At 70.9% G+C, this 22,802-nt stretch carries 17 protein-coding genes and 2 pseudogenes; 10 read left to right on the top strand and 9 right to left on the bottom strand.

What is annotated here, in order from left to right; translation table 11 throughout:
* The first annotated feature begins 14 nt into the window (after positions 1-14).
* Positions 15-1,136, top strand: coding sequence for an LLM class flavin-dependent oxidoreductase (locus tag B207_RS0118610; protein WP_018638093.1), 1,122 nt, complete (start codon positions 15-17; stop codon positions 1,134-1,136).
* A 144-nt stretch (positions 1,137-1,280) separates the two neighbouring features.
* Positions 1,281-1,946, top strand: a complete 666-nt coding sequence (locus B207_RS34515; protein WP_018638094.1) for a formylglycine-generating enzyme family protein — start codon at positions 1,281-1,283, stop codon at positions 1,944-1,946.
* Between the two features lie 64 nt (positions 1,947-2,010).
* Here the strand turns inward: B207_RS34515 and B207_RS0118620 are convergent, their stop codons facing one another.
* Positions 2,011-3,411 carry an APC family permease gene (locus tag B207_RS0118620; protein ID WP_018638095.1) on the bottom strand — a complete coding sequence of 467 codons (1,401 nt, stop codon included), beginning with the start codon at positions 3,409-3,411 and terminating at the stop codon, positions 2,011-2,013.
* 634 nt (positions 3,412-4,045) lie between these two features.
* Between B207_RS0118620 and B207_RS0118625 the strand changes: the two genes are divergently transcribed.
* The 4 genes from B207_RS0118625 to B207_RS0118640 all read left to right on the top strand — a co-directional run bounded on the left by B207_RS0118625 (position 4,046) and on the right by B207_RS0118640 (position 8,011).
* A complete protein-coding gene (locus B207_RS0118625; protein ID WP_026311203.1) occupies positions 4,046-6,559 on the top strand; it encodes a putative bifunctional diguanylate cyclase/phosphodiesterase in 2,514 nt (837 codons plus the stop codon).
* Positions 6,560-6,699: 140 nt separating this feature from the next.
* Positions 6,700-7,164 (top strand): flavodoxin family protein, encoded by a 465-nt coding sequence (locus tag B207_RS0118630; protein WP_018638097.1) that lies wholly within the window; start codon positions 6,700-6,702, stop codon positions 7,162-7,164.
* Between the two features lie 203 nt (positions 7,165-7,367).
* On the top strand, positions 7,368-7,613 hold the full coding sequence (locus tag B207_RS0118635; RefSeq protein ID WP_018638098.1) for a hypothetical protein: 246 nt from the start codon (positions 7,368-7,370) through the stop codon (positions 7,611-7,613).
* On the top strand, positions 7,610-8,011 hold the full coding sequence (locus B207_RS0118640; RefSeq protein ID WP_018638099.1) for a type II toxin-antitoxin system VapC family toxin: 402 nt from the start codon (positions 7,610-7,612) through the stop codon (positions 8,009-8,011). The genes B207_RS0118635 and B207_RS0118640 overlap by 4 nt, the downstream gene beginning before the upstream one ends.
* 375 nt (positions 8,012-8,386) lie before the next feature.
* On the opposite strand, the gene B207_RS0118645 is transcribed toward B207_RS0118640, so the two are convergent.
* The 4 genes from B207_RS0118645 to B207_RS37015 form a co-directional block, all read right to left on the bottom strand.
* Positions 8,387-8,875, bottom strand: a complete 489-nt coding sequence (locus B207_RS0118645) for a hypothetical protein (RefSeq protein ID WP_026311204.1) — start codon at positions 8,873-8,875, stop codon at positions 8,387-8,389.
* A gap of 6 nt (positions 8,876-8,881) precedes the next feature.
* The gene (locus B207_RS0118650; protein ID WP_035741214.1) at positions 8,882-9,502 is read right to left on the bottom strand and encodes a GNAT family N-acetyltransferase; all 621 of its coding nucleotides are present in this window, start codon (positions 9,500-9,502) and stop codon (positions 8,882-8,884) included.
* 232 nt (positions 9,503-9,734) lie between these two features.
* Positions 9,735-10,043 (bottom strand): hypothetical protein, encoded by a 309-nt coding sequence (locus B207_RS0118655; protein ID WP_230205099.1) that lies wholly within the window; start codon positions 10,041-10,043, stop codon positions 9,735-9,737.
* Between the two features lie 196 nt (positions 10,044-10,239).
* Complete coding sequence (locus B207_RS37015; protein ID WP_018638103.1) at positions 10,240-11,076, bottom strand: hypothetical protein; 837 nt, start codon at positions 11,074-11,076, stop codon at positions 10,240-10,242.
* 200 nt (positions 11,077-11,276) lie between these two features.
* On the opposite strand from B207_RS37015, the pseudogene B207_RS42930 reads away from it, so the two are divergent.
* A pseudogene (locus tag B207_RS42930) lies at positions 11,277-11,573 on the top strand (Clp protease N-terminal domain-containing protein); the annotation flags it as partial.
* A 499-nt stretch (positions 11,574-12,072) separates the two neighbouring features.
* On the opposite strand, the gene B207_RS0118670 reads toward B207_RS42930, so the two are convergent.
* The 3 genes from B207_RS0118670 to B207_RS0118680 all read right to left on the bottom strand — a co-directional run bounded on the left by B207_RS0118670 (position 12,073) and on the right by B207_RS0118680 (position 16,857).
* The gene (locus tag B207_RS0118670) at positions 12,073-12,513 is read right to left on the bottom strand and encodes a carboxymuconolactone decarboxylase family protein (protein WP_018638105.1); all 441 of its coding nucleotides are present in this window, start codon (positions 12,511-12,513) and stop codon (positions 12,073-12,075) included.
* Positions 12,514-12,666: 153 nt separating this feature from the next.
* Positions 12,667-14,670, bottom strand: a complete 2,004-nt coding sequence (locus B207_RS0118675) for a serine/threonine-protein kinase (protein WP_026311205.1) — start codon at positions 14,668-14,670, stop codon at positions 12,667-12,669.
* 264 nt (positions 14,671-14,934) lie between these two features.
* Positions 14,935-16,857 carry a protein kinase domain-containing protein gene (locus tag B207_RS0118680; RefSeq protein WP_026311206.1) on the bottom strand — a complete coding sequence of 641 codons (1,923 nt, stop codon included), beginning with the start codon at positions 16,855-16,857 and terminating at the stop codon, positions 14,935-14,937.
* A 391-nt stretch (positions 16,858-17,248) separates the two neighbouring features.
* Here B207_RS0118680 and lat point away from each other — a divergent pair, with 391 nt between their 5' ends.
* Together lat and B207_RS0118690 are read left to right on the top strand one after the other, a co-directional pair.
* Positions 17,249-18,787 carry an L-lysine 6-transaminase gene (gene lat / locus B207_RS0118685; RefSeq protein ID WP_018638106.1) on the top strand — a complete coding sequence of 513 codons (1,539 nt, stop codon included), beginning with the start codon at positions 17,249-17,251 and terminating at the stop codon, positions 18,785-18,787.
* 5 nt (positions 18,788-18,792) lie between these two features.
* Positions 18,793-20,412 carry an aldehyde dehydrogenase family protein gene (locus B207_RS0118690; protein WP_018638107.1) on the top strand — a complete coding sequence of 540 codons (1,620 nt, stop codon included), beginning with the start codon at positions 18,793-18,795 and terminating at the stop codon, positions 20,410-20,412.
* Between the two features lie 54 nt (positions 20,413-20,466).
* On the opposite strand, the gene B207_RS0118695 is transcribed toward B207_RS0118690, so the two are convergent.
* The gene (locus B207_RS0118695) at positions 20,467-21,909 is read right to left on the bottom strand and encodes an SAM-dependent methyltransferase (protein WP_051102585.1); all 1,443 of its coding nucleotides are present in this window, start codon (positions 21,907-21,909) and stop codon (positions 20,467-20,469) included.
* A gap of 719 nt (positions 21,910-22,628) precedes the next feature.
* On the opposite strand from B207_RS0118695, the pseudogene B207_RS0118700 reads away from it, so the two are divergent.
* Positions 22,629-22,802: pseudogene (locus B207_RS0118700) on the top strand (ISAzo13 family transposase); the annotation flags it as partial.

A 22,802-nucleotide genomic window follows, 5' to 3' on the forward strand; every position in this document is an offset into this window, starting at 1 on the left:
GTGGGAGACACCGCATGAGGTTTCTGGCCATCACCCTGATCGTGCACACGCCCGATCCGTCGACCGGGGCGCGCGGCTCCACCGCCGCCCGGTTCCGGGAGGTGGTCGACAACGCGATCCTGGCCGAGGAACTGGGGTTCGACGGCTTCGGGATCGGCGAGCGGCACAAGCGGCCGTTCATCTCCTCGTCGCCACCGGTCGTGCTCAGCCACATCGCGGCGCGCACGACGAAAATCCGGCTGTTCACTGCCGTCACGACGCTGAGCCTGCTCGACCCGGTGCGCGCCTACGAGGACTACGCCACCCTCGACCAGCTCTCCGGCGGGCGCCTGGAGCTGATGGTCGGCAAGGGCAACGGCGCCGCGCAGGCCCAGCTGTTCCACGTGACGACCGCCGACCGGTGGGACCGCAACCACGAGTCCTACGAGCTGTTCCGCCGGCTGTGGCGGGAGGACAAGGTCACCTGGTCCGGCCGGTTCCGGCCGTCACTGGAGGACGCCGAGACCTGGCCCCGGCCGCTGCAGCCGGAGATCCGGATCTGGCACGGCAGCGCGACCAGCAGGGAGTCGGTGGACCTCGCCGCCCGGTACGGCGACCCGCTCTTCTCCGCGAATGTGACCAATCCGGTGGAGCCCTACGCGGAGCTGGTCCAGCACTACCGGGAGCGCTGGGTGGCCTACGGGCGTGACCCCGCCGACGTCCTCGTCGGTGCCGGAACAGCCGGCTACTACGGCGCCCGCCGTTCCCAGGACGCCGTCGACCGCTACCGGCCGATCTTCGACGCCCGGGTCGCGCTGTTCCGGAAGATGGGGATGGAGCCGGTCTTCCCGACCCTCGAGGACGCGATCGAGCGCAGCTCGATTCTCGTCGGCAGTCCGCAGCAGATCATCGAGAAGGTCCACTGGTACCACGAGCGGCTCGGCCACGAAGTGATGCACCTGCACGCCGACGCCGACGGCCTCACCGCGAAGGAGCACCGCGAGACGATGGAGCTCTTCCAGAGCGACATCGCGCCCGTTCTGCGCGCGGAGATCCCCAGCCGCCCCTTCCCCGGCCAGGTGGCGCCCGCCGACACCCAGGTCGGTGCCCAGGCGGACGGCCCGGGTTCGATCACGGCGCCGCGACCGTCGGCGTGAACCGGATCGCTGTCGACCGGTGGACGTCCACCGCCCGGCCTGAGCTCGCGACCTGGACGACCTCCAGGCGGCGCGCGGCGAGGCGGGCCCCTCCCGAATCGTTGGTAAGATCTTTCCGTTGTGGACGTAGGTAAGGCATCAGAGATGATCCACATCCCGGCGGGGCTGGTGACGTTGTCGGATCGGCGGACGCAGCGGACCTGGTCGGTCGAGCTCGCGCCGTACCGCCTCGCCGCGTTTCCGGTCACCCAGGCGCTCTATGCGCAGGTCACCGGTGAGCCGCCGAGTGCCGTCCAGGGCGATCGGCTCCCGGTCGAGAGCGTCTCCTGGTGGGACGCCGTCCGATTCTGCAACGAGTTGTCGCTGCGCGAAGGCCTGGTGCCCGCCTACAGCATCCAGGCCGACGGTGAGCGTGTCGACTGGGACGCCTCCGCCGACGGATACCGGCTGCCCACCGAGGCCGAGTGGGAACATGCCTGCCGGGCGGATTCCGTCGGCCCACGTTACGGAGCTCTCGACGAGATCGCCTGGTACCGCGCCAACTCGGGCGAGCGGATTCACGAGGTGGGTGGCAAGGCACCCAACACGTGGGGCCTCCACGACATGCTGGGGAATGTGTGGGACTGGTGCTGGGACACCTACGATCCCACGGTCTACGGCGACTACAGGGTGCTGCGAGGCGGCGGCTGGTTCGACGAGCACTGGAGCTGTCGGGCGTCCGTGCGGCGCCGCAGCCATCCGGATCTCCGGGTGGACGACGTGGGTTTTCGCGTGGCACGCGGTCGTCGCGACCCCCGTCACCGCGCTTAGCGTCGCCGCGCGCCACCGTCCCGGCGTCGCCGGCCGGGCCCAGGATGCCCGAATCGCTACCGGGTCAACTCGGGCGGCACAGGACCAGCGGATCCGCAGGACCGCGCCGGGGCGGTCCGGCGACACCGGATAACTCACCCGCACGGAACCGGCCGCTGACAGCTTTCTGGGCGAGGAGGAGGACTGCGGCGAGCGTGAGCAGGCCGAGGGCCCGCAGGTAGACGGTGCCCTCGCGGTGGACCAGCGGGGAGGCCAGCGCCGCGCAGGACAGCGCGCCGAGCGCCGGGGCCCAGGTGGGGGCACGGTAGGCGCCCGGCGGGACGGGCTCGCGCCGCAGTACCAGCGCGCTGGTGTTGACGACGAAGAAGACCAGCAGCAGGAGGACGACGGTGGTGTCGGCAAGGCCGGCCAGCTGGCCGGTGCCGGCCAGCACCACCGCCAGGACCGTCACGAATCCGATCGCCACGAGCGGGGTCCGTCGGCCGGGCAGCACCCGTGCGAAGACGGTCGGGATCGTGCCCTGGGCCGCCATGCCGTAGACGAGACGGGAGGCCATCACCATGTTCATCAGGGCGGTGTTGGCGACCGCGATCAGTGCGACCGCGGCGAACAGCTTCGACGGCACCGGCTCGCCTGCGGCCTTCACCACTTCCAGCAGGGGGGCACCGGAACCGGCGAGGATGGCGGGATCCACCAACATCGCGCAGGTGAACGCGACGAACAGGTAGACCATGCCGGCGATGAACATGCCGCCGAACAGAGCCCGGGGCAGGTCCCGGCGCGGCCGGCGGGCCTCCTCGACGAGGTTCACCGAGTTCTCGAAGCCGAGCATCGCGTACAGCGCGAGCGTCGTGCCGGCGAGCAGGGCGAGCGGCGCGGGCCCCTCGGTACGCAGCTCGAAGGCCCGTCCCGGTTCACCCGCTCCGGTAACCAGCGCGTGCACGCCGATCCCGACGATCAGCAACAGCCCCGTCAGCTCGATCACGGTGAGCACAAGGTTCACCCGGGCCGACTCCTGGATCCCACGGGCGTTGAGGAAGGCGGTCAGCAGGATGAACACGACCGCGACGACAACCGTCGGGGCCGTCACGAACTCCGCGAGGTACTTGCCCCCGATGGCCCGCGCGGCCGTGGCGGTGGAGGTGACCCCGGCGGCCAGCACGGTGAAGCCGACCATGAAGGTGAGGAACGGGCGACGGAACGCCTCGTTGGCGTACAGTGCTGCTCCGGCTGCCCGGGGATACTTGCCGACGAGCTCGGCGTAGGCCGTCCCGGTGAGGAATGCCAGGGCGAAGGCGATCAGGAACGGCGCCCAGATCATCCCACCGACGTCGGCGGCGATCTGTCCGGTGAGTGCGTAGATCCCCGATCCGAGGACGTCACCGAGCACGAGGAACAACAGCATCCGCCCACTCAGGACGCGCGCCAGGGTGGGCTGTGCGGCACGTGCCGGTTGCCCGGTCACCGCCGTCCCGTCATCGGTTGTCCTGTCCCCGCGGGCTTGGCCGGCCGTCGTCCGGCCGACAGCGGTCGGACGCCCTTTCATCGTGTGGCTGCCCCTGATCTGCGGGTTGCTCGCCGCCCGCCACGCCGTCGGGAGCACCGGGCCGACGTCCCCGGGCCCTGAATACTGGCACCGTGCCCGCCAGCCCGCCTGTCGGAGCTTGCCCGGCTCACACGCAGTGGCGGCGCGGAAAAGTCTGCATGGACGCCGTGTCGGGAACGCGGGCGAAGCCGGCATTCGCTCCCAGCTTTCCTCGACACGGCAAGACTGTTTCTGTTTTGACCGGAACGCCAGGAACGCCAGGAACTCACGGACGAGCTGTGCGGCTGGTTCCAGGCTGGATCGCCAGGCCGCTTCGGTCTGATCGGCCCCGGGATTGGGGCGAGGAACGTACGGAGGGCGTATCGGGCCTCCTCGGCTTTTCGGCTCGTTGGCGGTCCTCGTCCGCCCGTACTAATGTACGTGCCGTCACTCTGGCTATATATGGCATTGCTTTCGGTTGATCGGCCCGAGGAGGCCGCGTCGAGGCTATCCGTTCCGGCCGGCAGGGCGATCCAGGTCGAGCGGGCGAAAATGATCCCAGGCGGAGAGGTCGATGTCGCGCGCGGAGATCAATCGAGCGGCCGCGGTGGAATGCGACGCACCGAACTGCGGCGCGGCCTTTTTCCGCCGAATAGTGTATGTGTGGGCGGCAGTCACGCTCGTGGTCATGCTCGCTTCCTTCATCCTTCCCTCGCGCACCGCTGATCTGGTGGTCCGCGCCTGCGGCATGGCCGCCATAGCGTTCCAGGGTGGGTGCGAACTGTGGTCGGCACGGCGAGCGAGGGGTGGCGAGCGGCGTTGGCGAGTGCTCCTTCTCGCCGGATGGATCACGGTGGCAGCCGGCCTGGCCATCACTTCCATCAGGGCGTTGTTCTCGGGCCAGAGCCCGGTGCCACCCCTGTCGGGGACGGAGCCGGCGTATCTGGCGTTCATTCCAGCATCCGTTGCCGCGCTGCTGGCTTTTCCCACCGACCCACTCAGCCCGGAGGACGACCCGGCGCGCCGAGCCGGCCAGCACGGCACCCATTGGCGGACTGTCACCGTCATGGACGCGGTGCTCTTTGCCGGCTCGCTGAGCCTGCTCGGCTGGGTGGTCGTCCTCCAGCCTCTGGTACGTGCGCGAGCACCCACACCAGCCAGTCTCGCGGTCTTGTTGGCGTTCGGCCTCGGATGTCTCCTGCTACTGATCACCCTCCTGCTCGTAGCGGCGTTCCGGCGCCCGCACCAGAACACGTCGTTCGCATTGCTCGGCGGTGGGCTGGCCTCTATCACCATACTTCTGCATGTGTCGCTCTACTTCATCGCGAGCGACCAACCGGAACCCCTGCAACTCGGCGCAGCCAACGCAGTCGGCACTGTGATGATCGGGCTTGCCTGCATCGCACCACCACGGCCACCGACTGGTTCCGCGGTTGACGCCGCCCCCCTCGGTCTTGAATCCGGTTCTGACCGCAGGGCCTCATGGCGCATCCGGTGGGCTGGCTGGCGGGCCGGACCCGGCGTACGCTGGACAAGGATATTCCTCCCGTACGTTCCACTGTCCGCGCTGGGCGTGCTGGTGGGATTTCAGGTGTCAACCGAGGCGCGGGTCGAACCGGTCGAAATATACGGTTTCTTCGCGCTCGTGATACTGGTGCTGATCCGGCAGATGCTTACTTTGGCGGACAACCAGAAGCTGCTGGACAGGGTTGAGTACAGTCGTCGCCAGTTGCACCACCAGGCACTCCACGACCCGCTGACCGGGCTGGCGAACCGTGTGCTGTTCGGTGACCGGGTGGAAGAGGAGGTCGCTCGGGGGGCCCGCCGCCGGCTGGCTCTGCTCTTCTGCGATCTCGATGACTTCAAGAGTGTCAACGACACCCTGGGCCATCCGGCCGGGGACGAATTGCTGAGGATAACCGCTCGGCGGCTGCTTGGTTGTGTACCGCCTTCGGGCACTGTCGCCCGTCTCGGTGGCGACGAGTTCGCGGTTCTTCTGGCGGACGATGCCGCGGACGCCGAGGAGGTCGGCAGGAGGGTGGCCGCGGTGGTCCGGGCACCGTGCTTTCTCGCCGGGCAGCCGTGCGCCATTCACGCGAGCCTTGGCCTGACAGTCGCCGCGCCGGGATCCTCGATCAGTGCCGAGGACCTGGTCCAGCAGGCGGATCTCGCCATGTACGCAGCCAAGCGGCGGGGAAAGAACAGCCTGGTCGTCTACGATCCTGACATTTTCGCCCACGGCTGGTCGCCGACGGCGCAACTCGCGCTGTCCCAGGTTCTGCGAGGCGATCCCGCCGGCGGCGTCATCGATATCCTCTATCAGCCGATCGTCGATCTGACCCGCCATCACACGGTCGCGTTTCAGGCTTCACCGTGCTGGCACCATCCGACGCTCGGGTCGTTCACGGCGGAGCAGACGGCCATGGTCGCGACCAGAGCGGGGCTAAGAGCACAGCTCGAACAGTTGATCCTCGGTCGCGCCTGCTGTGACATCGGCCGCTACCGAAGGCAGACGGGGCAGAAGGTCGCCGTCTGCGTCGGCGTTTCGGCGGCGAGGCCGGCTGGTGACCTGCTGCCAGACGTCGAGGCGGCGCTGGTGGCCTCCCGCCTCCCCGCCCAGGCACTGATTCTTGAGCTTACGGGCATGGAATGCCTCGACGAGGAGGCCGTGCGCAGCCTGCGGACATTCGTCACCCGTGGCCTGCGCCTCGCGCTGAACGCCATCGCCAGGAAGCAGAGCACCTTTCTGGCACTCGACGAGCTGCCGATCCAGATACTCATGTTCGACGGCTCCTACGCCGGCGGCCTGACAGGCAGCGCCAACCGGGCCGACCTGCTCCGCCGGGCACTGCTCGCCCTCGCCAGGGACCTCGGTCTGACGGTCGTCGCCACCGGTGTCCAGAACAGAGAACAGGCACGCACACTGGCACGCCATGGCTGCCGTTTCGGACAAGGGCAGTTCTTCGGACCGCCAGCCGCACTGCCTGGTCAGCCGCCGCCTCACCGCTACGACGACACCGACGGCCGGGCTGGTTACGGGAGCAGGAACGGGAACAGGAACGGGAATGGGAACGGGAACCAGCGGTAAGGAGTCCGACCGTCCCGGCCGAACCGTCCGAGTCCGGCGGCTGGCTCGATAGCTGTCGCCCCGGTGAGTGGCGCCTGCCAGCCGGCATCCAGGCCATGCCCGGGCGCGCACCCAGGCCCGGCATCGGCGGTGGCCATAGCATGACCGCGATGTCGACGCTGCTGATCGTCCACCACACCCCGTCGCCGACGATGCAGGCGATGTTGGAAGCCGTGCTCGCGGGCGCGCGAGACGAGGCGATCGAGGGCGTCGAGGTGGTGGTGCGGCCAGCGCTGGCCGCGACCGCAGTGGATGTGCTCGCCGCTGACGGCTACCTGCTCGGCACCCCGGCCAACATCGGCTACATGTCCGGCGCGCTGAAGCACTTCTTCGACACCGTTTACTATCCGTGTCTTGACGCTACAGTGGGTCGTCCCTACGCCTTGTACGTGCACGGCAACAACGACACCACCGGCGCCGTGCGAGCAGTCGAGGCGATCGCGACCGGTCTGCGCTGGAAACGCCTGCGCGACCCGGTCACCGTGATCGGTGTCCCGGACGCCGCCGCCCGCGAGGCCTGCTGGGAAGTCGGCGCCACGACCGCCGCCAGCCTCATGTCCAGCTGACGACGCGCCACCCGCGGCGCCGCTCCTGCCCACGAGAAGATCGGTCTCGTAGGTGGATCGGTAACCCGGACGCGAAGGACCGGGATGGATGCTGGGAGCTGGGCGCCAGCACGGCGGCGGGCCTGACGCCGTGGTGCTCGGGTCTGGTCGGGCACCGAGCGTGCGTTCATGCGCCATGCATGAACGCGTGGTAACGTGGACATATGAGCGAGTCCGTCGACGGCGGCATCATCCAGGTGCGCGATGTCGATCCGACGACGCTCGCGGTCCTCCGCGAGCGCGCTAGATCGCTCGGCCAGTCACTGTCCGGGTACTTGCGGGATCTGATGGATGCGGACGCGGCCACGGAGACCAACGCCGAGGTCATCGCCCGCATCGCCCGCGACAGGGAACCGGTGGAGCTCACGATGGACGACATCCTCGCGGCGCGCGACGAGGGACGGCGTTGACCCTCACGTACGTGGTCGACTGCTCGCTCGTCATCGATGTGCTGTCCGTCCGCGATGGCGACGAGGTGCTCCGGCAGCGCCTGTCCGCCCTGCGCACCCTGCACGCCCCGCACCACCTCGACGTCGAGGTGGCGTCAACAGTCCGCGGGCTTGCCGCCGGAAAGAAGATCACTGACCATCGCGGCGAGCAGATGCTGGCTGACTACGCGCGCCTGCGGATCACCCGTCATCCGGTCTGGCCCTACCACCCCCGGATGTGGGAGCTGCGGCACAACCTCGGCGCCTACGACGCCGCCTACCTCGCGCTCGCTGAGGCACTCGGCTGCGAACTGCTCACCGGCGACACTAGGCTCAAGAACGCTGCCGGACACCGCGCGACGGTCATCGTCACCCGGTAGCGGAAGCAGGCACGCCCCCCTGGGGGTGACCGTGAAACGTAGCGTGCAGACCCCGCCCTTCAGGGTAGGGGCAGGGCGTCGATGTCGAGTCCACCGCAAGTGCTGTATTTTTTAACTTGTTCCCGATTTTGGTCATGGCCAGGTGGTAATCACAGGTTTCCGGACCGACGCCGCTCAGACCGTCAGCGGCTCAAGTACCGGGACTCCATGCCGCCGTGAGCCACTCCAGATTCTCTTGGTCCTTGGTCCTTGGTCCGTGCCTCGGCCTCGTCGGTGAAGAGTGCGTCGGTCTTGTGGAGGACGAGCGTGTAGGGGCGGCCCTGCCGCCGGGTGACGTGGCTGACGGGCAGTTCGGCGGCGTCGATGCGGGAGTGATCAGCTGACTCGCGGCTGAGGCGGTGCGGACGTCGGAGGAGGACCGTCGAGCCACCAGGCGGACCGTTCCTCCTCGTGCAGGCCCGCGAGAGTGGGATACCAGGCGCTGTTCTCGGAGAAGTAGCTCCTCATGGCCGGCGACGAGTTGAAGAGGTCCAGAATCCACGCGCGCCAGGAGTTGAGATCCTTCTTGGAGTACTCGAGTTTCCGATCCCAGATGCATTCCATGATGTCGAGGCAGAACTCGGTGATCGCCAGCACCTGGTTGCGGTCCTGGTGCGCTGAATCTGCAGGTATCGGCTCGTCCTCGTAGAAAAAGGGTCGCCACTGAGGGTACTCGATGAAGACTCTGTCCACTTGGAGGGCCAGATCGGTTGTACTGTTGTAGGTGGTGACTGTCCGATTTCTTCTGGCATCCGACACGGATAGTGCCGTCGCGCCGATGGAAAGCATCAGCGCGACGAGCGCGACAATGTTTGAGAATTCCATCCGAGGTCACTTTCCAGATGTCGAGATGACAAGCGGGTGGTCGGGAGGGAGATCGTAACCCTCTTCGTACAGTGCTCGAACGAGGTCGGTCAGCTCGTCGCCGGTCGGCGGGTCCGGTCGGGTGGCCGGTGCCCACATCAGAAGCATCGGTTTTTCGCCGTCTCCCTGGAGAAGCGGAACCCGGAAGTCGGTGATGGGCAACCTGCGGGCGCCTCTGTTCTCGTAGAAGCAGATACGCCGTCGGCGTGTGACGGCCGTTCCTGGATCGATATCCGGCTCGTCGGGGTCCTCGACCTCGAGGACAATCGCTGTCACGTCCTGACGGTGCTGGGCGTCGGTACGGAGGTGATACCACAGCTCGCCACCGAAACCGCCGCCGCGATGCATCTCGTCGATCGCGAGGTATTCAAGAAAGAACGTCTGGACCGACTGGAGTACGTAGGCCGACGCAAAGCCCAGTGCAGTGCCCTCGTCGAGTGCGACGTAGGCGACGCGAACACCCTCGGCGGCGTCTCGCAATATCTCCTCGAACGGCATCCGCTCGCCTGCGGGGAAGGCCTCCAGATAAATTCTCTCAACTGAACTGACCTGCGACGGATCGAGATCGGACAACGCCGTGACGCGCATACCCCGCATACTAGCCGGTTTGGTGACATCCCCGTATGGATTACTACGGAATTCGATACCTTGACCTGGGTCTGATCATGACCGGTTGCGGGCGACGATCACACTGGGTGATGCCAACGGCCCTCGCGTGGTTATCGAGATTGTCGGTCGCCTCGTCGGAACGGCCGGCTGGTCCGCCATCGACCCTGGCATCGACGGCCACGCTTCATGCTGCATCACTGGCTGCGGGTGGTCAGGGGCTGGGGAGGGGCGCGTAGGTGGCGGGTCCGGGGGTGCGGCCCTGCGGCGGGTATTCGCAGTCCGGCGCGGACGAGTCCACATCGGAGCCCTCGTCGCCGTCGGTGTTGACGATGATCGTGCAGACCCTGCCGTGGGCGTCGGTGAAGGTGACGACCTCGTTGCGGTCGTTGCTCCCGCAGGCTGTCGCCATGAGGCCGAGCAGGCCGAGCAGACCACCCATGGCCACCAGACGTGCCTGGCGCCGTGTCGTCGGGCGGGGTCGGCCGAGCCCGGACTGCCGGTGCGGATTTCCGCGCGTCATAGAAGCTCCCGTTCATGGTCAGGGCCGCGCCGCGGAGGTTCCGGAGTTTCGATCCTCCACCCTGTGGATGAATCCCGGCTGTCACGGAAGTGACAGGACAGCGGCGCGGGCAGCCGGCCTGCCTCGCCTCATGCTGACAGATAGGGCGGGGAGCAGGCCGCCAGGCTGCTGGTTGATGCGCCGCCCGCCCTGACCGTCAGATCGGGAGCCCCGCCGCTGCGCGGAGTGGCGCGAGCGCGGGATGGCTGCGCAGCCCCCCCACTCCGTGCAGGGCCCAGGTGACGTAGGCGGCGATCGCCGGGCTGTTCGGGCCGCTCAGACGTAGTGGCGGGGTATCCGGGAAGTCGATGACCAGGAACCAGTTCTCCGGCTCCGGGTAGAAGGCGCGGACCCCGGCGTAGTCGAAGGTCAACCAGCTGGACCAGGTCTGGCAGACCAGGCGCTGGTTCGTGACGACGACCTGCACGGTCTCGTGGTCGCGCCAGCGCTGTGCCGCCTCGGCGAGCGCCGCGTTACGACGCGCCGTGTTTCCCATCGCCGTCAGCGCGTAACCGGCCGCCACGAACGGCAGGCTCCCCATGAAGAAGCCGTTGACGTGCGTGTAGCTGCTGTCGCCGCCGTAGTGGCGGGAGTAGACGGCTGGGAGTACGAGGTGCGCCTCCTCCCCGGGACGCAGCACCAGGCCCCAGATGGTCACCGGAGCGGGGAACTGGCCCGCGGCCAGGTGGCGGAGAAGATACGCGGCTCCGTCCCAGCCCTGGCGTGCGGCGTCGCGCGCACTGGCCTGGTGGGCCGCGGCGGTGGCTGCTGCCCTGGCGCGGTCTGCCCGGTGAGCCTCGACCATGGCGACGATGCCGAGGACGAGGGTGGCGGCCAGAGAGACCAGGAAGACCAGGCCTGTGATGACGCCGACCACCGTGCGGGCGGTACCGACAGAGGTCGTCTGATCGTCGTCCGGGAGAACGGCGGCATTCAGGGCACCCGAAACGACGGTGAGGGTGAGGGGCACAGCCCACAGCAGGTGTCTGCGCATGACATCGACTCCCGGGGCAGAGGCGGTCGAAGAGGATATTCTGTTCGAACGGTTGGACGCAGCGTCAGAAACTTCGCTTTCCCCAGCGACTTTAGAGACTCTGGGCGCGGACCGCGCGACGTTCTGTGTCCTGACTGTGGTGAACGCGATGGGGCGCCCCGGCCTGGTGGCGGCGTTGCCGGAATGATCGGGAGCTCCGCCATGCCTACGTGGGCTCCGGGCATCTCCTGCTCGGGCTGCTGGCAGCGAATGATGGCCGCACCGCGGAGTTCCCGGCCCGTCTCGGCAGCAGCACGGAGGAAGCTCGCCGCCGAGTCCTCGCAGCCATCGCCGCCGTACCGGAAGCTGCTCCGCCCGGGACGACCCCCTGCCCCGATCCGCCCTGGATCTCGCCCTCGCCCTGGCCAATGCCCGAGCCGGTGAGATCGCCGCGCAGCTCAGCCAGGCGAAGGCGGAGATGGACGCCGCGCATGCCACCGGTGATGGCGTACGCGTGACCGCGATGCGCGACCGGGAGCAAGCACTGCTCGCGCAACGCGCCGAGCTGACGGCGGAGCTTCTGGCGGACAGTCGGCCCCCACCGCCCTCCGCCTCGCCGGAATAACCGCGACGTGCGCCTGGCCGAAGGCCCTCGGTGACCTTGGTGAATTCGTCCAGCCGACGCCTGCTCTGCTCGTTCGCTCAGGGTTCGTTCGGACCCGGTCGAACGCGGCGCGGTAGCTCGGAGGCCGGTCGCCGCGCCAACGCCGCGTGGACCCAGGCGCGTGGACCGTCGACGTGGCGGGCCTGCGCGCCGCGTTCGCCGCCGGCCCACCAGGCTCGCCGAGAACTGCAGGAGAACCGCACAGGCCCGGTGCCAGTCAAGATAGTCAACGATGTTGACGACCGCCCGTGCCGCAATGGATCTTGAAAAAGTCCACGCGATACATGGTGGGAAACGTCAGACGATCAGCCTCAGGTCGCGGACGTCGGACGTCGGACGTTGGACGTCAGGTGTCAGACGTCGGTGGGTGGCTGCGTGCGGGTGGTGACCGAGATGCGGTTCCAGACGTTGATTGTCGCGATGGCCACGATGAGGTTCGCGGTCTCCTCCTCGCTCCAGACCTTCGTCACCGAGTCCCACACGTCGTCGGGGACGCCGTCGGGGCCGAGTCGGGTGACGGCGTCGGTCAGGGCCAGGGCGGCCCGCTCCTTCTCCGTGAAGAACGGGGATTCCTGCCAGGCGGCCACCGAGAACAGCCGGCGGCTGGACTCGCCGGCGGCGAGCGCGTCGCGGCTGTGCAGATCCACGCAGAACGCACACCCGTTGAGGATGGAGGCGCGCAGCTTCACCAGCTCCAGGACCGTCGGGTCGACGGCCGACCGGACGTACTTCTCCAGCCCGGCGACCGCCCGGTAGGCGCCGGGAGCGATCGTGGCGACGTCGAGACGCTGCATGATGATCTCCTCTGATCCTGCTGGGTCGTGCACGGTCGGTCACATCATCGCTGCCGGAGAAGGAGATCTTCTCCGGCCGGCCCATGGCACAGACCGCCGTGGGTGACCGGCGCGGCAGTTCACGGGCGCGGCTCAGCAGGTCTCCGCGGGGGGTCAGCAGGGCTCCGCGGTGGGGGTGGCGACGAACGACTCCGTCCGGCTGCCGGCTGCGCACGGCGTGCCGGTCGGGGAGCCGCTCGGTGCCGTCGGGGCGGGCGCGTCCGGGCTGGCTGACGCACTGGCGGTGGGGGAGACGGCTGATGTCGGCCCGGGCCCCGCGTCCCCGGTCGGCCCTGCTCCCGTGGTGAGAGCGGGCTGGTCGGTGGCGGTCGCGCTCCCTGCCCGAGGGCCGGGGCGGCCGGTGTAGGCCATCGTCGGCACGGCGGTGACGGCCGGCTGGGACGTCCGTACCGGCGGGGTCGTGGTGGTGACGCCCGACGGCGACGGATCAGGCGCCGGCGTTCCCGGGCTGCCTTCCGCCCGCTGCCCGTCGGCGGCGGTGAGCAGGACGACCATGCTGACGACAAGCCCGATCGCGACGACGGCGGCGACCATGGCGGCCCGGTCACGCCGCCTCGTCGTGGCCAGCAGCGCCAGCCAGGCCCGCGGGTCGGGCGGCCAGGTACCCCACACCGGCGGGCCGTTGCCGCCGCCGCCGTTGCCGCCGTTGCCGCCGCCGGCGCGGTCACCGTTGCTGGTGCGGTCACTGCTGCTCGTGTGGTTGCCGTTGCTGCTACCGGGACCGGAGCCCGGGCCGGACCCGCTGTGCCGGGGCCTGATCGACGGGGCGGTGATCTCGCTGCGCGAGCCGGCGAGGCCGGACAACCGCGGAACCGGAATGGTGCCGAGGGAGGAGTCCCCGCCCGGCGGCTCCTCCCAGAAGCCGGTATCCGCCCGGGAGGCCAGCGGCTGCGTGGGCCGGTCGATGGCGGGGAGCCTTCCGCTCGGCCCGCCCGCCTCGTTCCTGGCCGGTCCGGTCCCCCTGGCGCCGCCCCGGTCCACGGTCGCGCCGGCGCCGCGTGCCGCGAGGCCGGCCGCGCTGCTGGGCGCCGCCGCCCCGGCTGCTCCACCGGGTCGCGCGAAGGCCTCGGAACCAGCGGGACCGGCAGAACCAGCGGGACCGGCAACGCGTGCGGAGCCGGCAACGCGTGCGGAGCCGGTGGGGTTGGCGGGGCGTGCCGACGCGGCGGCCGCGGCCGCCAGGGCCTGGTCGCGTCCGGCGGGCGCGTTCGGATCCCATTTGTCCCACTGCCAGGGGGTGAGCGCGTGCGCGGCCGCGCGGGCGGGGTCCGGGACACCACGGCCACCGGGCTGATCGGTCACCAGAGCGCGGACCAGCTCGGCCGCGGTCGGGCGGTCCTCGGGCCGGCGGGAGAGGGTGGCCAGCACCGCGTCCAGCAGGTTCGCGGGCACGCCGTCGAGGTCGGGCTGCTCGTCGCGGTGCAGCACGGTCAGGACGTCCGCGGGGTCGCCGGTGCCGAACGGCGGGTGCCCGGTGGCGGCGTAGGTGACGCAGGCGCCCCAGGCGAACACGTCGGCCGCCGGGGTGGCCCGCTCCCCGCGGAGCTGCTCGGGTGCCATCCAGGCAGGGGTGCCGACGAGGATGCCGGTGTGGGTGTGCGTCGGAGTGCCGGTGGCCCGGGCGATGCCGAAGTCGATCACCTTGGGGCCGTCCCAGGCGAGCAGGATGTTGGACGGCTTGAGGTCGCGGTGAACGACACCGACGGCGTGGATGGCGATCAGCGCATCGGCCAGCCCGACGCCGAAGCCGTGCAGGAGGCGCTGCTCCAGCGGCCCGTGCCGGATGACGGCGTCGGCCAGGCTGGTGCCCTCGACGTACTCGACGGCCATCCACGGGGGGGCGGCGTCCGGGTCGGCGTCGACGACCGCGGCGACGGCGCGGCCGCGGACCCGGCGGGCGGCCTCGACCTCGCGCCGGAACCGGGCGCGGAACTCGGGGTCACCGGCGAGGCTGTCGGCGGGTACTTTCACCGCGGCCGCTCGGCCCTCGGCGGTGAAGCCGAGGTAGACCGAGCCCATCCCGCCCGCGCCGATCCGGTTGTGGATCTCGAACGGGCCGATGCGCCGAGGATCCCCCGCCGCCAGCGGTGTCAGCACCGTGCCCCCTCGTGACCGGCCCGCGCGGGCTCCAGTGTCGTTCCTGCCCCGGGCGCCGCCGGAGCGGCTCCCGTGATGTCACGACCGTGGCGCTTGCACCCACTCCGGTCGGGCTTCTCACCATCCCAACATTGACGCCCGAATACCGGTAGGCCCATCCGGGTGGCTTCGTTGTGCCGCTCACACTTGTTTGGCCTGAAGGTGGGTCTGTTCGCCGGCGCGATGGTGTGCTTCCCGCCGGCCGCCTGCGCCGGCGTCCCCGTGTCAGCGATGGTTGGCCGCCGTGGGGTCCTCGGTCGGGATCGTGTCGAGGGCCACGAACTCGGTGCCGTTCCAGCGGAACCGCACCGTGACCTCGCCGGTGGGAGCCGTCCCGCCGGCGTCGTAGGTCCGGTAGGTCACCGTCGCGTCGACGGGCCCCGAGTGGTCGACGGCGATGCTCGTGCTCGGCGCCCGGGTGTCGGTGCCCTGATAGGCGCCGTCGGCGAACACGAAGGCCAGCTCCTGATGGCGCCCGCCCTCCTCGCGGCTGCCGCGGACGAGGCTGAGCATCCGCCGCGGGTCGTAGGTGCCCATGTCCGGGGTGTAGCCCTCGCGCCGGATGATCTGCGCGGCGTCGTTCGCGGTCAGCACCTGTGCCGGTGTGGTGGCCGAGCCCGTGCCGCCGGACTGCTGGCCGGATGACGGCGTGACCGGCGCGGACGGTGTGGGCGACGAACCCGAGGAGGGGTCGGTGCCGGGCGTGCCGGGTGTCCCGGGTGTCCCGGGGCCGGCGGTGCTGGCGGGCGGAGCCGTGGACGGCGTGCCCTCCGGGGAGGGCGCCGCGGTCTGCGTGCCGGTTCCGGGATCCTCCCTGCCATTGAGCAGGACGGCCGCCGCCACCCCGCCGGCGACCAGCAGCAGGCCGAGGACGACCGCCATCGCGACGGGCACCGTGCTGTGGCGCCGACCGCCTCCGGGCCGGCCTGACCGGCCTGACCGGTCGGGAGGGCCGGGATCGCGGTATCCGCCCGGGGGCGGTCCGGGCTGCCGGTAGCCAGAACCCGGGTACCCGGGATTCCGGTACCCGGGGCCGGGCTGGCCGGGGTGGCCGTGCTGACCGTGCTGACCGGGGTTGTGATGGCCCGGGTACGGCTGTCCGGCGGGCGGCGGTGGGTGATCCGGCAGGGTCCGGTGGACCCGCCCCGGGGCCGGCGGGCCGGGCGCCGGGGCCCGGGACGCCGCCGGTGGCTGGGGCGGCCACGAGCTGGCCGGCACCTGCCCGGGCCGGGCCGTCGGGGTGCCCGGCCGCCGGGCGGGCCCGCCGCCGGGCGGGGTGCCCGGCAGGTTCCACCACTCGCGCATCACCTGGCCGGTGGCGGCGGGGTCGGCGGGCGCGCCCGGTGGACGTCCGAGCAGCTGCGCGAGGATCTCGGCGGCGGTGGGGCGCTCGGCTGGCTCCTTGCGCAGCGCGGCGCGCACCTGTGATGTCAGGGACGGCGGGAGCCGCTCCAGGTCGGGCTCGCCGGTGAGGATCTGTAGCGCGACGACCTGCGCCGTGTCTCCGCGGAAGGCCGGCCGGCCGGCCGCCGCGAACGCGACGCACGCGCCCCAGGCGAAGATGTCGGCGGCCGGCCCGGCCCGCTCGCCGCGCAGCTGCTCGGGCGCCATCCAGGCCAGGGTTCCGATGAGGCTCCCGGCCTGCGTCTGGGTGGGGCTGTGGTCGTCGCGGGCCACTCCGAAGTCGATGACCCGGGGTCCGTCGAAGGCGAGCAGGACGTTGGCCGGCTTGAGATCGCGGTGCACCACGCCGGCGGCGTGGATCGCGACCAGCGCGTCGGCGAGCCCGACGGCGACGGCGGTGACAAGGTGCTCGTCGAACGGGCCGCGGGTCTGCACCGCCTCGGAGAGGCTGCGGCCCTCCACGTACTCGGTGGCCATCCACGGCTGCTGCCCGCTGGGGTCGGCGTCGAGGACGGCGGCGACGGAGGCGCTGCGGACGCGGCCGGCGGCCGCCACCTCCTGGTGGAAGCGGGCCCGGAACTCCGGAGTGTCCACCAGTGCCGCGGAGGGGACCTTGACCGCGGCAGCCTGGCCGTCGTCGGTGAAACCGAGGTAGACGACGCCCATCCCGCCCGCGCCGATGCGGTTGGTGAGCTGGTAGGGCCCGATCCGCTGGGGATCGTCCCGGGTGAGCGGCGTCAGCACCGCGTCCTCGACACCTCGTCTCCTGCGCCCGGTTCCGTGGTCTTTTCGTGTCTTCGTGGTGGATGGTTTCTGCTGGTGTCCGTCTGTTGCCTCCCCCCGGGGAGAACCCGGGATAACGCGGGTTCTTGTCGCGTTTGCTGCGTTTCCCCCCAGCCGATGTTCTCAGAAGGATCTCCCGCGGGCGCAGGCGCCGTCGGCGAGGCCGCCCGGCAGCCCGGAACCTGGCGGCCCCGCAGGCCGGCCCGCGTGTGGTTCGCCGGTCGACGTGCAGGTCGCGGCGCCGACCGGCCGCGGGAGATCGGATTCGCGGTTCTGCCTGGCAACCGCGACGCTGGCATCGTGGCGCCGGCCTCCCACCGGGAGGGCCGCGCCGCAGGGGAGGAGGCACGCAGTGGCTGTCGGAGAGGTCCAGGTGGGCACCTCGGCCCACGCCCAGGGTCACCTGGCGCCCACCGAGGTGATCCCGACCTTGTCCCGTCATGTCCTGACCGACGGGTACGACATCGTCTGCGACCTGGAGGCCAGCTCCGGCAGCACGATCGTCGACGCCCGCACCGGAGCGCGTTACCTCGACCTGTACAGCTTCTTCGCCTCCGCGCCGCTCGGGGTCAACCCGCCCGCGCTCGTCGGTGATCCGGCCTTCCTCGCCGAGCTCGCCCGGGCCGCCGTCAACAAGCCCGCGAACCCGGACATGGCCTCCGCTCCGTACGCGGAGTTCGTCGCCGCCTTCACCCGCGTGCTGGGCGACCCGGAGCTGCCGCACCTGTTCTTCGTCGAGGGCGGCTCGGCGGCCGTCGAGAACGCGCTGAAGTGCGCCTTCGACTGGAAGAGCCGGCACAACGAGGCCCACGGACGGTCCGCCGGGCTCGGCCGGCTGGTGCTGCACCTGCGGTCGGCCTTCCACGGCCGCGGCGGCTACACGCTGTCGGTCACCAACACCGACCCGGCCAAGACCGCCCGGTTCCCGGCCTTCGCCTGGCCGCGTATCGACTGCCCGGCGGTCACCTTCCCGTGCACCGGTGCGGCGCTCGACGCGGTGGTGGCTGCCGAGCGGCGCGCACTCGCCCAGGCCGAGGAGGCCTTCGCCCGCCACCCGCACGACATCGCCTGCTTCCTCGCCGAGCCGATCCAGGGCGAGGGCGGTGACAACCACCTGCGCGGCGAGTTCCTGCGCGCGATGGCCGCCCTGTGCGAGCGCCACGACGCGCTGCTGGTCGTGGACGAGGTGCAGACCGGCGTCGGCCTGACCGGCACCGCCTGGGCCCACACCCAGCTCGGGCTGCGCCCCGACATCGTCGCGTTCGGCAAGAAGGTCCAGCTCGGTGGGGTGATGGCCGGGCGGCGGGTGGACGAGGTCCCCGACAACGTCTTCCGGGTGCCCGGCCGGATCAGCTCCACCTGGGGCGGCGGCCTGGTCGACATGGTCCGCTCCCGGCGGATGCTGGAGATCATGGAGTCGGAGCGGTTGTTCGACCGGGCCGCGGCGCTGGGGACCGATCTGCTCGCCGCGCTGCGGGACGTCGTCGATCGCCATCCCGGTCTGGTGGGGAACGCGCGCGGCCGCGGACTGATGTGTGCCGTCGACGTGGTGGACGGCGTCCGCCGCGACGAGGCGGTCCGCCGGCTCCGGGAGCACGAGCGGGTCCTGCTGCTGCCCGCCGGGGAGCGGGCGCTGCGCTTCCGCCCCGCGCTCACCATCGGCGCCGAGGAGCTCGCCGCCGGCGTCGGCGCCCTCGACCGCGTCCTGACCGGTCTGGGTCCCGCCCTGCCCTCACCGGCTTCACCGGCCACCCCGGCCGCGCCCGGCAGACCCGCCGCGCCCGGCAGACCCGCCGCGCCCACGACCGGGCCTGTCACACCCGTCAGGCCTGCCACACCCGTCAGACCCGCCGCAGCCGTCGACGCGGGCTCATCAACGCAGGAGACGTGACTGTCATGACTCTCGTTCAGCCCCGCCGGGTGGCCGCGGTGATCGGTGGACGCCAGCACGGCCTGTACGCGGCCGCCGGACCCGCGGGCATCGCGCCGGAGGAGGCTCGGGTGATCACCTCGACGAACCCGGCCCACCTCGGCGAGGTCGTCGCCGAGGTCGTCCTGGACGGTGTGGAGGCGATCGTCGCGGCGGCGGCCGCGGCCTGTGCCGCCCAGCGGGAGTGGGCGGATGTCCCGCCGCCGGTGCGCGGCGAGGTGATCGGCGCGTTCGGGCGCCTCGTCGAGGACAACGCCGAGGCGCTGGCCCGGCTCGTCACCCGGGAGGTCGGCAAGCCGCTCGCCGAGGCCCGGGGGGAGGTCCAGGAGATCGTCGACACCTGCACGCTGTTCCGGGCCGAGGGCCGGCGCCCGCAGGGGCAGACGGTCCCCTCCGAGATGCCCGACCGGGAGCTGTTCACCTACCGCGAGCCGCTCGGCGTGGTCATGGTGATCACCGCCGGGAACTTCCCGGTGGCGGTGCCGTCCTGGTATCTCGTTCCCGCGTTGCTGACCGGCAACGCGGTGGTGTGGAAGCCGGCCGAGTACGCCGCGGCGTGCGCCGCCGCCCTGGTGGACCTGCTGACGGCGGCCGGCGTCCCCGCCGGAGTCGTGAACCTGGTGCTCGCCGACGGCGCCGCCACCTCCGTCGGCCTCGAGCGGGCGCTGGACGCCGGGCTGGTCGACAAGGTCGGCTTCACCGGGTCGACGCCCGTCGGCCGGTTCGTCGGCGCGCTGTGCGGCCGTCACCTGCAGACGCCGTGCCTGGAGCTCGGCGGCAAGAACCCGATGGTCCTCGCCCCCGACGCCGATCTGGACGCCGCCGCGAACGCCGCGCTGTTCGCCGGTTTCGGCACCGCCGGCCAGCGCTGCACCTCGCTGGGCACGGTGATCGCGCACGAGTCGGTGCACGACGCGTTCCGCCGCCGGCTCACTGCGGCGCTGGAACGCGCGGTGATCGGCGACCCGATGCGGGACGTCCTGTACGGGCCGCTGCTCGACGCCCGGTTCGCGGCCGGCTTCGAGGAGCACCTGGCGAGCATCCGGGACCACCACGAGCCGTTCGGCTCGACCGCGCTCGGCCGCATCGGCCCGGCGAGCCCGCGGCGCGGTTTCGCCGGCGACCCGGAGGCGGGCCTGTACTACCACCCGGTGGTCGTCGACGGTGTCCGTCCCGACGACGAACTGTTCACCGAGGAGACTTTCGGGCCGCTCGTCGGGCTGACGTCCTACCGGAACCTGGAGGAGGCGGTCGAGCTCGCCAACCTCCCCGGCTACGGCCTGTCGTCGTCGATCTTCACCGGCGACCCGGTGACGGTCCGGCGGTTCCGCCGGGGGATCCGGGCCGGCATGGTCAGCGTCAACACGTCGACGTCCGGGGCCGAGGCGCACCTGCCGTTCGGCGGGAACGGCCGGTCGGGCAACGGCGCCCGTCAGTCCGGCCAGTGGGTGCTCGACCAGATGACCCGCTGGCAGTCCCTGACCTGGGAACTGTCCGGGCGCCTCCAGAAGGCCCAGATGGACGTCTCCGTCCCCGCCGCCGACCTCTCCTTCCGCCTGCCCATGCCGGCCGGGCCCCAGCAGTGACGGGCCCCGGCCGGACGGGCCCGGCGACGGACGATCTCAGTAGGACGGGCGGTTTCAGTAGGACGGGCGGAGCGGCTGCTGGGAGGCACCGGCGGCGGGCCGGACGCCGAGGACCTGGTGGATCTGGGACAGGCCGGCTTCGAAGCTGAGCGCCGAGCCGGCCATGTACAGCAGCCAGACCCGGGCCCGGCCGGGGCCGACCAGGGCGACCGCCTCGTCCCAGCGTTTCTCCAGGTTGCCGACCCAGGCCCGCAGGGTGAGCGCGTAGTGCTCGCGCAGGTTCTCGACGTGGCGCACCTCGAACCCGCCACCCTGCATCAGGGTCACCAGGGCACCGATCTCGTGCAGCTCGCCGTCGGGGAAGACGTAGCGGTGCAGGAAGTCCGCGTCCCTCGGCAGCGGGATCGGGCCGATCCGGGGCTGGCTGCGGGCGGCACTCGCCGGGTCGCCGGGGAAGGAGATACCGTGGTTGAGCAGGCGACCGCCCGGGCGGAGCAGCTCGAACAGACCGCGGAAGTAGACCGGCAGCTTCGCCCGCCCGACGTGCTCGACCATACCGACCGAGCTGATCGCGTCGAAGGGGCCGTCCGTGATCTCACGGTAGTCCTGGAGGCGGATCTCGATCCGGTCGTCCAGGCCGGCCTCGGCCACGCGGCGGCGGGCCTCGGCGGCCTGCTCCGCCGAGATCGTGATCCCGACGCCGGTCACCCCGTGGTGGCGGGCCGCGTGCAGGAGCATGCTGCCCCAGCCACAGCCGACGTCCAGCAGCCGCTCGCCGGGCCGCAGACCCAGCTTGCGGCAGATCAGCTCGTGCTTGGCTTCCTGAGCGGCCGTCAGGCCGGTCGAGGGGGACTCCCAGACCGCGCACGAGTAGGTCAGGGCCGGCCCGAGAACCAGCCGGTAGAAGTCGTTCGAGACGTCGTAGTGGTGGGAGATCGCGTCGGCGTCGCGGGCCCGGCTGTGCGCCCGGCCACGCAGGCGGGCCTCCTCCGGTGGCGGCTGCGGCGGTCGTGGGCCGAACTGCCGGGCCAGCACCAGCGCCGCCCGCAGCGCCGCCGCCGACGGCCGCAACCGGGTGATCTGCGCCCGCAGGGCGAGGGCCTCGAAGATGTCGCCGTCGATCTCCAGATCACCGGCGACGAAGGCGCGCGCGAAGCCCAGCTCCCCGGGGTGGGACAGCGCCCGGCGCAGCGCGTGCGGGTTGCGGACCAGTACGCGGGTGCCCGCCCGCGGGCCGAGCGCGTAGCCGTCCCACAGCTCGACGCGGATCGTCGGTGATGGTCCGAACACGTCCAGCAGCAGCTCGCGGGACGCCCTCTCGACCGCGGGCGGCCAGTCGAACCCGGCGGGCCGGGGCTCCTGCGGTGCCCACTGCCGGGCAGCTCCCGACTCTCCCGGCCCGGGTGGCGCCGGGGACCGGCTCGCGGCCGCGGCTGGGAGTGCTCCTCCCTGCGCTGGTGTTGTGGCTTGCGACTTGACGGGGTGATCGACCGTCACAGCGTCCTCCGGGTCCTTCCGGGCACCGAGGACCGTGGCCACCACGGGGAGTGCCAGCACGCCCGTACGGCGACCGCACGGCACGGGCGACACGGCGACGTCGCGGAGGAGCACCGGCCCTGCGTGCCCATCGTGTGCCAGGGCGGCGTCGGCGGAGACAGGGCGACGCGGGCCCACCTGAACCGGATGTTCCCCCAACACCCGGGTGGCGCAAACTACCGCGTGCCGCGCCGGGGAGTCTCGTACGCCACACGCTGTGCGTGACGGATCGGACACTCGTCATCGTCAACTCGTCATCGTCAACACGATGGCGACCCGCGCGGAACGTACGCCCCGGGAGCCGGCCCGCCCCACGGAACCCATCGGATATGGCACTCGGCAAAAGCAGGCGGCGGATTCATCCGTCGGAGACCGTTGATAATCTCGCCCGGTCGCCTCCGTATCCCGTACGTTCTTTCTTCGGATACGCGAGACCAGTAGTCGGTTCTGCATTCACGGCAGGGCACGCGTTCGTCCTGATCCTGTGTGGTTCCCGTCGAAGGAGTGCACGATGAAAGCGAACGGTGAGGATTCTCCCGCTCGGTCGCGGAGACGTCCACGATGGTTAAGGAACTGTAATGAAATAATTTGATTTTCTTGTTCGGTTGGTGATCGGCTTGTGTGATTGCCTGGATAGAGTCCGGGCTGTGGCGGTTGACCGGTCGGTGGAGTTCGCGGCGATGGCCGCACGGCTTGAGGTGCTGTTGCCTCGGTTGAACGAGCGGGACCGGCGGCTGGCGTTGGGGGCGGAGGCGCGTTCCTGGGGGTATGGGGGCATTGCTGCGGTCGCGCGGGCGACCGGCGTCGCGAAGGGAACGATCGCCAGGGGCCGTGCGGAGGTGGACGCCGACGCT

The sequence above is a fragment of the Parafrankia elaeagni genome, from assembly GCF_000374165.1.
Classification (GTDB): domain Bacteria; phylum Actinomycetota; class Actinomycetes; order Frankiales; family Frankiaceae; genus Parafrankia; species Parafrankia elaeagni.